This window comes from Devosia sp. Root436 (genome assembly GCF_001426345.1).
GTDB lineage: Bacteria > Pseudomonadota > Alphaproteobacteria > Rhizobiales > Devosiaceae > Devosia.
This window is the reverse complement of sequence record NZ_LMEM01000011.1, coordinates 265,892-278,929: the sequence shown is the minus strand read 5'-3', so window position 1 is coordinate 278,929 and position 13,038 is coordinate 265,892. Positions and strand designations below refer to the sequence as shown.

Sequence of the window (13,038 nt, the reverse complement as noted above, 5' to 3'; positions counted from 1 at the left end):
ATCTGGTGTCACCGATCATCGCTTTGGGTGAGGCAAAGGCGCCTGCCGGGCGGGCAGGCGCCTTGCATTATCCGAACATGATTGCCGTCAGAGCCAGCGGCGTGTCGCGTGGGCATAGGCGGACCATTCGGTCCCGAAACCCTGCGCCAGCCTCGCCTCCTCATGCGGCACGACCAGCCGGTCGAGCAGCAGCCAGAGCAGCGGCAGACCCAGCAGCGCCCATTCGAGGCTGAGCGCCAGGCATGCCCCGGTGAGCACCAGCAGCAGCCCGACATAGAAGGGGTTGCGGCTCCAGGCGAAGGGGCCCGACGTCACCAGCGCCTGCGGCGATGCGTTGGGCTTCGTGGTCGTCCCCGCCGCGGTGAGCGCCCGTGCCGCCCGCATTTCGAGCCCGAAGCCACAGAGCGCCAGGGCGATGCCGGCCCAGGTGAGCGGCGCGGTTGGCCCGGCCGGCGGCAGCAGCGGCAGCGGCACGATGAAATCGAGCAGCAGCACGCCGGCAACCACCATGGCGGCATAGGCATCGGGGATAAGGGGCTGGTGCGCGGTCTCGGGCATGGCTCCATGATAGGCGCGGCGGGGCGTTGCGCGCAAACGGAGTGAGTATGGCATGGCAGCCGGGCGCGGGGATAAGCCGGCGGCCCTGCCTGGCAGGGCCGCTCAGTTCGCGGCGGCAAGGTGGGTTGATGGCTCAGTGGTGCCATGATTGTCTCATGGCATGGGGAAAAGCTACTTCGTCTACTTGGTCGCCAATCGCAGGCGCGGGGCGCTATACACCGGTGTCACCAATGACATCGTTCGGCGCACCTATGAGCACCGCGAGGGCCTGGTCGAGGGGTTTACCAAGACGCATGGCTGCAAGCATCTGGTCTGGTTCGCGGCGCATGAGGATATCGAGGCAGCCATCCGGCACGAGAAGCGCCTCAAGAAATGGCTGCGGCCCTGGAAGGATGCGCTGATCGAGGAGACGAACCCCGATTGGCGGGATTTGTGGTGGGAGATCATCAAGTAGGGCGCCGGACTCAGGGCGGCGACGTGCGGTATGGACACAGAACCTGCCTCACCCTCGATGCCATCCCGGCCTTGAGCCGGGATCCATCCTGAGATGATTGGTTGGATGCGGTGGTCGTTCGATCCACCTTGCGGCAGCGGCGCGATCTCGGGATGGGCCCCGGCTCAAGGCCGGGGTGACACTGTGGGTGGGGAGACGGCAGCGGGACTCGAACCCGCATCACCACAGCCGTGCATATACACGTCGAAACTGAGGGCTCTTTCCAGTTGAGCTATGCCGACACATCCGGGATGCAGGGACGTCTTTACCAGCCTTCAAAACGTCAGTGTTTAGCCAAATTCGTTAGATTGTCGCCTACTTAGCTCAATCGGCCTACGGCCCTCTGCAACTCGCCAATCCGAATTCGCAGTTCTCGCAACTCTTCCTCCCGGGCTCTTGCTTGGGCTTGCCACTCCTCGTTGCGCTTAGAAGGGATGTGGCTTGCCCAGACGATGAACGGGCCGATCTGACTCCGGCGTGACGCGGCTCGCGCCAGGAGCGAATTAGCAACCCGCAACAGTGCCTCAGAAGTCGACGACGTACCCCGGTAACTTCCCGCAGCGTCGTGATACCATCGAGCCGCTTCTATATCTGACTCTGCACCGACTTTCTGATGATAGAAGTTGTCCCCTGCGACATATGCTTTTTCATCACGTTCGATTTCCTCCTGATATTGATCCTCTTCACGGCGCTGCCTGCTTCGAGCGAAGTCTATGATTGCGCCAGCTAAGCCTTCTCCCGTTTTGCCAGTCGCAACTTCGTATATTAAGCTGCAAAGGTAGGAAAAATCGGAGCCGGGCGTGGTTACGAGCGGCGGCCCACTACAGTTAATGTGGAAGTCATAGGCTAGTGCGACCACATCCCGCTTTCCCATCCGATAATCCCGCAGAAACTCTCGTGGAGATTCGCTGGAAAGATCAAAGTGAACAACGTCGAGAGCGACGACCACCAGCCCAAGCATTATTTTAAGGGATTCAGAACTTTGGATTGGCCAATCGTCAGCACGTTCGAGGCCTGCGTCCGCCTGATAATCAAGAGCCCAACTCATCCGATGAAATTCACCCATGAACTCCGGCAGGGCCTCTTCCATCTCTGATAGGGCCACCAAAGCTTCCTCAAAAGCAGCCTTTGCTTTCTGGCTTTGTCGCAGTTTGTCCCTTAGCACCTTGTCGGGCCGACGCTTCTCTGTTGCCGGAACGTCAAAATCATTTGCCAGATCATGAAGCCGTTCAGCGGTGTATCGCAAAACGAAGTTTGTTTTCTTCGCAAATAGTCGAAGAATTTCTGGGTATAGTTCAGAAATCTTCTGGCAGCGATGCAGGCGATTTCGGGACAAGGTCAATGCCTGGTCTTCCGATATATCGGCTGAAATTATTCCGTCAATTTCCCATTTGGTCAGGTAAAGTGGGTCAGCCTGCGTTAGCTTTTTAACTAGCTCGATATCGCGAGCATCTATCCAATTGGATCTTTGAAGGACGAGGGCGATAGTTTCGGCGGGAACGCCTTCATCAAGCAAAAGTTTGTCCCGAAAACGATCTATCCAAGCGTCCATATTCAATCTGCGCTAGCTAATGCGCCCCATCCCAATCCCGCGCAGCATGGGCGTCCACCTGGATCGGCACAGTTAGCCTTACCGCCGGCTCCGCCGCCCCTTCCATCACACGCTTGATGACCGGCATGGCGGTCTCCTCGGTGCCCTCGGGCACTTCGAAGATCAACTCGTCATGCACTTGCAGCAGCATGTCGGCTTCGACGCCCGCCTGTTTCAGTTCCGGCTCCATGCGGATCATGGCGCGGCGGATGATGTCGGCGGCGCTGCCCTGGATGGGGGCGTTGATGGAGGCGCGTTCGACGAAACTGCGTTCGGCGGCGTGGGAGGAGTTGGCGTTGGGGAAATTGATCTTGCGGCCGAAGATGGTCATCACATAGCCATCGACTTTCACCCTTCGGCGCTGCTCGTCCATATAGTCCTTGATGCCGGGGAAGCGCTCGAAATAGGTCTTGATGTAGTCGCCGGCGACGGATCGCTCTATGCCGAGCTGGTTGGCGAGGCCAAAGGCGGAAATGCCGTAGATGATGCCGAAATTGATCGCCTTGGCGCGGCGGCGGACGTCGCTGGGCATACCCTCGACCGGGACGCCGAACATTTCCGATGCCGTCATGGCGTGAATGTCGAGGCCTTCCTCGAAGGCGTCCTTGAGCGCCTGGATGTCGGCGATATGGGCGAGGACGCGCAGCTCGATCTGGCTGTAGTCGGCGCTGATCAGCAGCTTGCCGGGGGCGGCGACGAAGGCGGTGCGGATCTTGCGGCCATCCTCGGTACGAACGGGGATGTTCTGCAGGTTGGGATCGTTGGAGGAGAGGCGCCCGGTCAACACGGAATGCTGGCTATAGGTAGTGTGCACGCGCCCGGTGCGCTGGTTCATGTATTCGGGCAAGGCATTGGTATAGGTGCCCATCAGCTTGGTGAGCTGGCGCCAATCGACGATGGTGCGGGCCAGGGGAATGCCCTTGAGGGCGAGGTCTTCCAGCACATCGGCGCCGGTGGACCAAGCGCCGGTCTTGGTCTTGGTGCCGCCTTCGAGCCCCATGCGGTCGAAGAGGATTTCCCCGAGCTGCTTGGGTGAGCCCAGGTTGAAATTGGAGCCGGCCAGTTCGTAGGCCTCGGCCTCCAAAGCGGCGGCGCGCTGGGAGAAATCGCCCGAGAGGCGGGCGAGAATCTGCCGGTCGACATTGATGCCGCGGCCTTCCATGCGGGCCAGGACCGGGGCGAGGGGGCGCTCAATGGTTTCATAGAGCGTGGTCATGCCCTCGGCGGCGAGGCGCGGCTTGAGGATGCGCCAGAGGCGCATTGTCATGTCGCTGTCTTCGGCGGCATAGCGGGCCGCCTTGTCGATATCGACCTGGGCGAAGGTGATCTGGCTCTTGCCCGAGCCGATCAGATCCTTGATCGACTGGCCGGGCACGCCGAGCCAGTGATCGGCCAGCTCGCTCATGGTGTTGAATTGCGGGCCGTCGAGCGAGTAGCTCAGCAGCAAAGTGTCATCGAGGCTGTTGACCACGATGTCATAGCGGGCAAGCAGGCCAAGATCGTATTTGGCATTGTGGAAAATCTTGAGAATGGATTTGTCGGCAAACAGCGGCCGCAGCATGTCGAGGGCGAGGCGGATATCCATCTGACCCTCGGCCTTGCCGCCGCCGAAAATATCGCCTTCGCCCACCGAATGGCCGAGCGGGAGATAGGCGCCGTTGCCGGGCTGGGTGGAGAAGCTGAGGCCGACGAGATCGGCGGTCTGGTTGTCGAGCCCGGTGCTCTCGGCGTCGGTGGCGACGCGGCCTTCGCGATAGGCCATGTCGATCCAGCTTTGCAGGTGTTCGGCGTCGCGGATGATCTCGTATGTTTCCGGCGTCCACGGAATGGCCTTGGTGGCCTCGTGCATAGCCGCGGCATGCAGCACGACGGGCGACGTGGCGCGGCCTTCGGCCTCCTGCCGGGCGGCGCGGGCTTCGGCACGCGCCTCGTTGTTGAAGCCGACCGGAGAGGCGGGCACTGCGGCAAGGGCCGGATCGGCCTCCCAGGCGTCGGGATCGGCGCCGATCAGCCCGGCAAGGCGCTTGGTGATGGTGGCAAATTCCATCGCCTTGAGGAAGGGAAACAGCTTGCCCGGCTCGACCGGCTGGCGCGCCAGGGCATCGAGATCAAGGCTGACCGGCACGTCCTGCGCCAGGGTCACCAGGCGCTTGGAAATGCGGGCCAGCTCGGCATTGGCGATGAGCTTTTCGCGGCGGGCATTCTGCTTGATCTCGCCGGCGCGGGCGAGCAGGGTTTCGAGGTCGCCATAGGTATTGATCAGCTCGGCCGCGGTCTTGACGCCGATGCCGGGCACGCCGGGGACATTATCGACGCTGTCGCCGCAGAGCGCCTGCACGTCGATGACTTTGTCGGGGGTGACGCCGAACTTGTTGAACACTTCCTCGACGCCGATCCAGCGCAAGGGCGGCTGGCCGGGGCGGGGGATGGTATCGAGCAGGCGGATGGAGCCATCGGGCTCGACCAGCTGCATCAGGTCCTTGTCGGAGGAGACGATGGTGACCTTGCCGCCGGCATTGCGCGCCTGGCAGGCATAGGTGGCGATGATGTCATCGGCCTCCCAGCCCTCCATCTCGATGGATTCGATATTGTAGGCGCGGGTGGCCGAGCGGGTCAGCGGGAATTGCGGCACCAGTTCGGGCGGGGCCGGGGGGCGCTGGGCCTTGTATTCGGCGTAGAATTCGTCGCGGAAGGTCTTGCCGGAATGGTCGAAGATGACGGCCATATGGGTCGGCTCGTCCTCGCCCTTGAGATCCTCCATCAGCTTCCACAGCATGTTGCAGAAGCCCTGCACGCACCCCACCGGCAGCCCGTCGGACTTGCGGTTGAGCGGGGGCAAAGCGTGAAAGGCGCGGAAGATATAGCCCGAGCCATCGACAAGCAGCAGATGCATGAAACCGATTCCGTCGTGAACGAAGCGTGACCTTAAAGCATCGTGCAGAAAAGTGGGAACCGGTTTTGCGGGAACCAAAGCCGGGGCAGGCGGCGGCGCGAAGGGCGGTCTCACTTCCTCCTTGTTTGCAGTCCAAGGATAGGCATCGCGGCCGCAAGGCAATAAGGTGGCTGTGATGGCCCATTTGCCGGTCAGAGCAGGTCGGTCCCAAGCAGATTTGATGGCAGGCGATGACGGCGTTTGTTATTGGCTGGGTTACACCCGTCTTGATGAAGGTCCGAGCATGGACACCCCCGCGATGAAACCCGCAACCGTGCTGGTGGTGGACGACGACGCTTTGATCAATATCGGCACCGTCGATATGGTGCAGGATCTGGGCTACCGGGCGGTGGAGGCCTATTCGGGCTCCGAGGCGCTCGATATTTTGGCCCGCAACAGCGAGGTCGGGGTCATCATCACCGACTATGCCATGCCCGGCATGACCGGGCTGGAACTGGCCGACCGCGCCCGAGCGCTGCGGCCGGGCCTGCCTGTCCTGCTGGCGACCGGCTATGGCGAATTGCCCAATGGCGACGTCAGCGACCTGCCGCGCCTCACCAAGCCCTTCCAGCAGGCCGACCTCGTCACCTATCTCAAATCGGTATTGGCGGGGGCGGGACCCGGCGCCTAGCGCAGGCCTGCGGCGTCGAGCAGGCCGGCCCGTTTGGCGTCGTAATAATAGCCGCGGGCATAAAAGCGGACGGCCTGGTCGGAATTGCCCCTGGCCGTCACATAGGCACCGGCCAGGTAACGCACGGCATAGCGCAGGTTGGTTTCGGCGTCGAGCAGGCCGGCGGGCGAACCGCGATAGCCCATGCCGGTCGCCGTGGCGTGGCTGATCTGCATAAGGCCATAATAGGGGCCGTTGCGGGCGGCGGCATTATAGCCGCTTTCGCGCACGATGACGCGGCGCACCAGCGCTTCGGGCACGCTGTATTGCTGGGCATAATGGGCGATCAGCCCGTCATAGGCGGCGCCGGCATAGCCCAAGGCCATCGGAGCGGCCGGCACCCCCGCCGCATCGGGCACATGCCCGGCCGGGGTGGCGGTTGGCGCGGCGAAGGAGGCCAGGGCCGCCGTGGCCGGACCGGGCGCGGGCTTGAACGAACTCATCGAGCAACCCGAGACCAGCACGGCCAGCATGGTGGCCGCGCCAAGCAGTCTTGCGCCATCGCCTATTGTCGTCGTTCTTGCCATGAAGTCACTCTAGCGGAGAAACCGTGCCCGCGCGATAGGAGCCAATAGCGGCAACCTGATGGCGATTTGGTGGCATCGGCTGTGCATGGCGCCGATTCTGCGTTGCCTTGGCCGGCGTCTGCGTAGACAATTTTCGTCAAAGGCCGGGGAAGCGGGCCGGGGGGACGGGGATGAACCAGCGCAATTCACTGGGCGCGCGCCTGCGCTATGCCTTCGACACATCCATGTCGGCCGGGCCGATCGCGCTGATCGGCTGGCTGGCTGTGCTCTCGCTCATCGTCATCGTGGTCGCCGGCGCGCTGATCGCGCTGTTGCGCATCACCCCGGATGGCGGCGAGGCGCTGGGATTTGTCGAGGCCATGTGGGCGTCCCTGATGCGCACGCTCGACGCCGGCACCATGGGCGGCGATGGCGGCTGGGGCTTCCGCGCCATCATGCTGGCGGTGACCATCGGCGGCATCTTCATCGTCTCGACGCTGATCGGCGTGCTCTCCTCGGGCATCGAGGCCAAGCTCGAACAATTGCGCAAGGGCCGCAGCCAGGTGCTGGAGGAAGACCACACCATCATCCTCAACTGGAGCCCGTCGATCTTCGACATCGTCGCCGAACTGGCGGTGGCCAACAGGAGCCGCCGCCGCCCGCGCATCGTCATCATGGCCGATCGCGACAAGGTGGAAATGGAAGACGAGATCGCGGCCAAGGTGCCCGGGCTGGGCAATACCCGCGTCATCTGCCGCAGCGGCGCCCCCACCGACCTCTACGACCTGAGCCTGGTTTCCCCGCAACAGGCGCGCTCCATCATCGTGCTGTCGCCCGAAGGCGCCGACGACGCCGACAGCCAGGTGATCAAGACCATCCTGGCACTGGTCAACGATCCGCGCCGCCGCGAGGCGCCCTATCGCATCGCCGCCGAAATCCGCGACGCCGCCAATGCCGAGGTGGGCCGCGTGGTCGGTGGCGAGGAAGCGCAGCTGGTGCTGGCCGACGACCTTATCGCCCGCATTATCGCCCATTCCAGCCGCCAGGCGGGGCTGTCGGCGGTCTATTCCGAACTGCTCGATTTCGACGGCTGCGAAATCTATACGCTCGAACAGCCCAGCCTGACCGGCAACAGCTTCGGCGACGCCCTGATGGCCTATGAGGGCTCGACGCTGATCGGGCTGGTGGACCGGACCGGGCAGGTCTGGCTCAACCCGCCGATGGAGACGCTGATCCCCGAAAGCGCCCGCGCCATCCTCATTGCCGAGGACGATGGCGCGATCGCCGTTGCCACCGCCGCCATCGCCATCGATGCCGCCGCCATCCGCACCGGCGCGCCGCGCCCCGATGCGCCCGAGCGCGTGCTGGTGCTGGGGTGGAACCGGCGCGCGCCCGTCATCATCTATGAACTGAGCCGCTACGTGGCGCCGGGCTCGGCCCTGACCATTGCAGCCGACACGCCCGATCTCGACGACGTGGTGGCCCGGCTCTCCATCGCCAGCACCAATCTCGCGGTCGAATACGGCCGCATCGACACCACCAGCCGCATTGCGCTCGAGGCGCTCGACATCCCCCGATATGACCATGTGCTGGTGCTGGGCTATTCGGACCTGCTGGCGCCCCAGCCGACCGATACGAGTACGCTGGTGACGCTGCTGCACCTGCGCAAGATCGCCGATGCGGCCGGCACCCATATCAACGTCGTTTCCGAAATGGTCGATGTGCGCAATCGCGAACTGGCCGAGGTGACCCGCGCCGACGACTTCGTGGTGTCCAACAAGCTGGTCAGCCTGATGCTGGCACAGGCCTCCGAGAACGACGCGCTCGGCGCCATTTTCGACGACCTGCTCGACGAGGAAGGCTCGGAAATCTACATGCGCCCGGCCGCGGACTATGTCGCGCTCGGCATGCCGGTCAATTTCTATACCGTCACCCAGGCGGCGCGGGAGCGCGGCGAAGTGGCGCTCGGCTACCACCGCCCGCGCCCGGGCGCCAAGGCCAACGGCATCGTGGTCAATCCGGGCAAGGCCGCCGCCGTGACCTACGAGGCCGGCGACCGGCTGATCGTCCTGGCGCGCGACTGAGCCGGGCCGGCGTACCATCGACCAAAAACGCCCGTTGCGCGGATCACCCGCTTTGGTTAGGTTGCGCCCTGTTCAGCCCGGGCCAGTCCCGCGCAACGGATGCACCCGTAGCTCAGCTGGATAGAGCGCTGCCCTCCGAAGGCAGAGGTCGGGGGTTCGAATCTCTCCGGGTGCGCCAATTTTTGTGTTATATTTCAATGCATTAGACCGATTTTTGCGAGCTTAATTTTGCCAGAGGCAAGGCGCCCGTAAGCAGTAGAGCTCACTTTAGTGCGAGCTGGCTGCCGCGAACGGGTGCAATTCCCCGTTGGATTCATTCATTTTTTGCGGAAGCGGTCGCGCGATGAGTGCTACCGCGCTGTTGAGCGCTGCCCGCGTAGGCAGCGGTCGGAGTTATGGTTCAAAAGCGGGTTGGACCAGCACAAACTGACGATCTCTGATCCAGTCTAGGGGCCTGGCCACGAGGTTCGCAGCTTCCCTCGCTTGAAGGGTCCATTTCGACGGCTCAGCCGCTCATATCTACGCCATTGCCTAGCGTAAGAGATTGATAATGCAAGATTATCGGTCATTATTGGCTGCCGACAGGCAGGGCGTATTTTTGGCATTATTGTGGCTTTAAGCGCCGTCAGGTGGTAGCCTGCCGACATGAAATCACGCGCTGATTTGCTCATGGCAGCCCCTTCTCCAGTGCCAAAAATACCGGTGTGGGCGCGGCCGCGCGGGCTGATGTTGCACGATGCCGATGCGGCTTACGCGGCGGGTGCGGCCTTGAATTCCTTGGATAATCTGGTGCGCCAGGACTTTTCCTGGGCCGGGGCCTGGCGGCAGCGCCTGGCCCTGCAGTGCGCCGCGGCGGCGGTGAACTTGACCGGGCGCCGCGAGGACGAATCCGCCCTGCGCGACGCCCATTTTCTGCGCGGAATGGGCGACGATCCTGGCCCTTCCGGTCACCTACTGATGGCCTGGCGCCGATTAGCCAGCCGCACGACCAATTGCGATGCGGAATCCGTGCGCCCGGTCGCCGAGCTGCATTTTGGCCTGCACTGGGATCACGCTCTCGCCGAGGTCGTCGCCAATGCCGAAGACATGGGGGTCTCGTCGCGGCCGGGCCCCGTGCTGGCGGCCGAAATTGCCGCTGCCGTCTATCGGGCCCGGCCCGATGCCGAATTGTTGGGCTTTTGGCTTGTCGACATGCTGCTCGCCCAGAAGTTCAGATGGCCCGTTCCGGTGCCGCTGCTGATGGGGCAGGTGTCGTCGGCCGTCTTCAAGTCCGGCGAGAACCGGAAGCGCATCCGGCCGGGAGGAGAAGGCTGGGCTAGGGCCGTGTTCCTGGCCTACGCGACCGCTGCGGCGGAGGCATGCGATCTCGGCGCGGATCTGGCCCAGCGAGCCGCAAAGCTAGCCGCGGTCGCGCCAAAGCTGCGGGCCAAGGGGTCGGCCGACGTCGTCAAACTGCTGCTCTCTGACGACGCCGTTCCGGGGTCCTGGTCGAGTCCCAAACTGTCGGCGCGCGGGGCCCGGCGCCTGTTCGATCGGCTGGGTGAGTTGGGCGCAGTTCGCGAGCTCACTGGCCGGCCTACGTTTCGACTGTACGGGTTGTGAAGGCAAAACAAATGGCCAGGCGCAAACGAACAGATGCTGAACTACCAATCTTCGATGCGGAGTTGGCCGATATGCCGGCCGACCTGCGCTGGCGCGAATGGATGAACCGCATCGAAGCCGTGCTGTTCGCGGCGCCCAGGCCAGTGGAACGTGAGGTCCTGGCGCGAGTGATCGGGCGCGACGCCAGCATTGAACTGCTGATCGATGACATCCGCGAAGCGTTGCGCGGCAAACCCTATGATGTGGTCGGTGTCGCTGGGGGCTGGGCGTTCCGCACCCGAACGGCTTACGCCGATGCGATTGCCACGTCTGCTGCCGTGCCGGACCGTGGAGTTGATCTGACCCAGAACGAGGCCATGGTGCTAGTGTCGATTGCCTATCATCAGCCGGTGACGCGGGCCGGGGTGTCGGAAATCCTGGGGCGGGATGTGTCGCGCGACGTCATCGGGGCGCTGCGGGACAAGAACATGATCACCGCGGGGCCGCGCAGCCCCACACCCGGGGCGCCGTTCACCTATGTGACGACCAAGGGTTTCTTGGAGCATTTCGGGCTGTCGAGTTTGCGTGACCTACCTGAGCTCGAAGCCCTTCAGGATGCTGGACTGTTGAACGGCGGAGCCGATGCAGAGGAGCGGACCCATGGCCAAGAGGCGCATGACATCCCAACCGATTTATGAGTCGGGTCGCTGACCGTTGCGGGCTTACCAACCGCAAGTGCGCCCGACTTCGGCCGTCAATCGTGGTTCCGCGCATCCTTCAAAGGGGCCGTTTGTTTGCGCCGTTGGCACCAAAGTGAGCGTCAGGGTTTGGGTTTCTCGCTAAGGCACGCTGTCGTTTCTCGCGACCGCATCTCTGGCCTCGAGTGGGGACATTCCAGTCTTGACCATTGCCAGAAACTCGTCCCGCATCCGGATGTGCCGGTGAGGGTCCTTACGCAGCGCCTCTGGCATCTCATGACCGTGACGGAACACTGTCTTGGACACGCCGTCATCCAGATAGCGCCACTCGATATGTGGGTCAGGGATGAAATCAAAGCGGCTGGGGGAAGCGACGAATTGGGGCGTAAGGCACAGCCATCTGCCTGCAATCTCCGCTATTGAATGAAGGATCAGGTCCTCACCATAGGGAAGCCAACCTACCACATGCCGGCTCGCAGTCTTAGGGTCGTTAGCAGCCTGGTCTGCGCAATTGCGGTGACAGTCATACGGCACAAATCCCGCCTCCAGTAGATCCTTTGTAGGCGGGCGCCTCGCGACCACGCGCGGCAGGGCAATCACTTCGGCGTAGGTTGCCGCTTCCCTGGCTGATGGCGGGAAGGCCATGAGTTCTATGTTTCTCTGGATAAGGTCCGTGAGATCACCGGGCGCAACGTCCATACCGACTTCGGTCCTCGATTCCGGGAATGAGCGCAATCCGCAATCCACGTATCCATGTCGGTTCATCTTGGTAACGGCAACCTTGAGATGGCCATAACAACCTATGCAATGGGGAAGCATCAGCCAGTTTGAGTGCCTGATTGAGGATTGACTTCGGACGTATCGACGACAGCAACAGTATCGATTGGACCGTTGATCCAGAGGTGAGTCAGACGATCCTCCGCGGGCAACACCTCTGGTTCCCACCGATATCCCAGGACTTCGGAAGAAATGACCGGCAGCCGAAGCTCATAGGCTGCAAGTAGCATCCCGACCGCAGTCGCCCTGGAACCCATTGGCGTCAGCACGATGGAAGATTGCGTCTCCCCAAAGACGTGCCTGCGTGCTTGCGAGAGCCTGATGATGGACCGGTAGATATCGAGCGGATTGTAGTCGGACGCGAGGAGCACGCTTCTGGGGTCCACGCCCCACACGTCGAACTCGGCAGCAAAGCCGGTCGCAATTTGATCGGCCGTTCGCGGATCTCGCGACGGGAAAGGAAGTATGGGACACACGTCGTCGGGATTAACGGCATCAAAGATGCGAGCGCATTCGGCGTTGGTATTCAGTCTGAGTTGAGGCAGCCATAATCTGCCCTCGTTCGGAGGCCGCGCGTCACCAATCATGTCGCTCTCGAATGCCATTCCGTGGGGACTGTCGATACGGTCGGAATAGGTGGGCACGGCGCGACGGTCAGAATTTGGATTGGACGCCAGCAGCAGATGCAGGTTTACCCCCAGGTGAGCCGACTTCTCCAGCAGCAGCGAAAAGACTGGATAATAGACGCCTACGGAGATTGAGCTCACATCGAGAAAGATGTCGCTAAAGCCGGTCAGGTCGACCTTGTTCAGTTCTGCCACGAACTTCCGACCACCGACGACCGCAAGATCGTCCGCGAAGATGGCGGCCTGGATCATCTCAGCACTGCCGAACATGTCCCTGAAGGCTTGCTCGTGCTTGTTGCCGCTCGCGACGAGTTCCTCTGGTGCGTCATCGCGCTCCTCCCGCAATGCTATCGCCTTGGTGCGATCGCCAGCGAGATCTGCGATCTTGCGCGGAAAGATAAGAGAGCGGGGGTCGAAACCTGCCGCTCCGATTAACAATGGCCGGCGTTTGGGATCGGCGAGGTATTCGTTCAGAAAATTGTCTACGGAACCTTCGTCGTGGCGCACACAGGTATTCCAACG

The 13,038-nt window shown here is 62.5% G+C and carries 10 protein-coding genes, 2 tRNA genes and 1 pseudogene; 6 read left to right on the top strand and 7 right to left on the bottom strand.

Annotated elements, in window-relative coordinates:
- Positions 1-87: 87 nt before the first annotated feature.
- On the bottom strand, positions 88-558 hold the full coding sequence (locus tag ASD04_RS12465; protein WP_056257294.1) for an isoprenylcysteine carboxylmethyltransferase family protein: 471 nt from the start codon (positions 556-558) through the stop codon (positions 88-90).
- Positions 559-718: 160 nt separating this feature from the next.
- Here ASD04_RS12465 and ASD04_RS12460 point away from each other — a divergent pair, with 160 nt between their 5' ends.
- Positions 719-1,012, top strand: a complete 294-nt coding sequence (locus ASD04_RS12460; RefSeq protein WP_056257291.1) for a GIY-YIG nuclease family protein — start codon at positions 719-721, stop codon at positions 1,010-1,012.
- Between the two features lie 193 nt (positions 1,013-1,205).
- Here the strand turns inward: ASD04_RS12460 and ASD04_RS12455 are convergent.
- From ASD04_RS12455 to polA, 3 genes are all read right to left on the bottom strand, one after another.
- A tRNA-Arg gene (locus tag ASD04_RS12455) sits at positions 1,206-1,293 on the bottom strand.
- A gap of 77 nt (positions 1,294-1,370) precedes the next feature.
- Positions 1,371-2,603 (bottom strand): hypothetical protein, encoded by a 1,233-nt coding sequence (locus tag ASD04_RS12450; RefSeq protein WP_056257289.1) that lies wholly within the window; start codon positions 2,601-2,603, stop codon positions 1,371-1,373.
- Positions 2,604-2,619: 16 nt separating this feature from the next.
- Positions 2,620-5,535, bottom strand: a complete 2,916-nt coding sequence (polA, locus tag ASD04_RS12445; protein WP_056257286.1) for a DNA polymerase I — start codon at positions 5,533-5,535, stop codon at positions 2,620-2,622.
- A gap of 283 nt (positions 5,536-5,818) precedes the next feature.
- Between polA and ASD04_RS12440 the strand changes: the two genes are divergently transcribed.
- A complete protein-coding gene (locus ASD04_RS12440; RefSeq protein ID WP_056257282.1) occupies positions 5,819-6,205 on the top strand; it encodes a response regulator in 387 nt (128 codons plus the stop codon).
- On the opposite strand, the pseudogene ASD04_RS19865 reads toward ASD04_RS12440, so the two are convergent.
- Positions 6,202-6,540: pseudogene (locus tag ASD04_RS19865) on the bottom strand (lytic transglycosylase domain-containing protein); the annotation flags it as partial. The gene ASD04_RS12440 and the pseudogene ASD04_RS19865 sit on opposite strands and share 4 nt — an antisense overlap.
- Before the next feature lie 401 nt (positions 6,541-6,941).
- On the opposite strand from ASD04_RS19865, the gene ASD04_RS12430 reads away from it, so the two are divergent.
- The 4 genes from ASD04_RS12430 to ASD04_RS12415 all read left to right on the top strand — a co-directional run bounded on the left by ASD04_RS12430 (position 6,942) and on the right by ASD04_RS12415 (position 11,113).
- Entirely contained in the window at positions 6,942-8,834 is a 1,893-nt protein-coding gene (locus ASD04_RS12430; RefSeq protein ID WP_056257281.1) for a hypothetical protein, read from the top strand.
- Positions 8,835-8,935: 101 nt separating this feature from the next.
- Positions 8,936-9,012, top strand: a tRNA-Arg gene (locus ASD04_RS12425).
- A gap of 467 nt (positions 9,013-9,479) precedes the next feature.
- Positions 9,480-10,436: a DUF1403 family protein gene (locus tag ASD04_RS12420; protein WP_156461235.1), complete on the top strand. Its 957-nt coding sequence runs from the start codon at positions 9,480-9,482 to the stop codon at positions 10,434-10,436.
- A gap of 11 nt (positions 10,437-10,447) precedes the next feature.
- Positions 10,448-11,113: an SMC-Scp complex subunit ScpB gene (locus ASD04_RS12415; RefSeq protein ID WP_082531183.1), complete on the top strand. Its 666-nt coding sequence runs from the start codon at positions 10,448-10,450 to the stop codon at positions 11,111-11,113.
- Positions 11,114-11,254: 141 nt separating this feature from the next.
- Here ASD04_RS12415 and ASD04_RS12410 read toward each other — a convergent pair whose 3' ends face one another.
- The gene (locus ASD04_RS12410) at positions 11,255-11,812 is read right to left on the bottom strand and encodes a hypothetical protein (protein ID WP_056257277.1); all 558 of its coding nucleotides are present in this window, start codon (positions 11,810-11,812) and stop codon (positions 11,255-11,257) included.
- Between the two features lie 119 nt (positions 11,813-11,931).
- Entirely contained in the window at positions 11,932-13,023 is a 1,092-nt protein-coding gene (locus ASD04_RS12405) for a hypothetical protein (protein WP_156461234.1), read from the bottom strand.
- Between the last annotated feature and the right edge of the window lie 15 nt (positions 13,024-13,038).

Coding starts and splice junctions, on each gene's coding strand:
- ASD04_RS12465 (WP_056257294.1), bottom strand. CDS start 558: ATGCCCGAGACCGCGCACCAGCCCCTTATCCCCGATGCCTATGCCGCC.
- ASD04_RS12460 (WP_056257291.1), top strand. CDS start 719: ATGGGGAAAAGCTACTTCGTCTACTTGGTCGCCAATCGCAGGCGCGGG.
- ASD04_RS12450 (WP_056257289.1), bottom strand. CDS start 2,603: ATGGACGCTTGGATAGATCGTTTTCGGGACAAACTTTTGCTTGATGAA.
- polA (WP_056257286.1), bottom strand. CDS start 5,535: ATGCATCTGCTGCTTGTCGATGGCTCGGGCTATATCTTCCGCGCCTTT.
- ASD04_RS12440 (WP_056257282.1), top strand. CDS start 5,819: ATGGACACCCCCGCGATGAAACCCGCAACCGTGCTGGTGGTGGACGAC.
- ASD04_RS12430 (WP_056257281.1), top strand. CDS start 6,942: ATGAACCAGCGCAATTCACTGGGCGCGCGCCTGCGCTATGCCTTCGAC.
- ASD04_RS12420 (WP_156461235.1), top strand. CDS start 9,480: ATGAAATCACGCGCTGATTTGCTCATGGCAGCCCCTTCTCCAGTGCCA.
- ASD04_RS12415 (WP_082531183.1), top strand. CDS start 10,448: ATGGCCAGGCGCAAACGAACAGATGCTGAACTACCAATCTTCGATGCG.
- ASD04_RS12410 (WP_056257277.1), bottom strand. CDS start 11,812: ATGGACGTTGCGCCCGGTGATCTCACGGACCTTATCCAGAGAAACATA.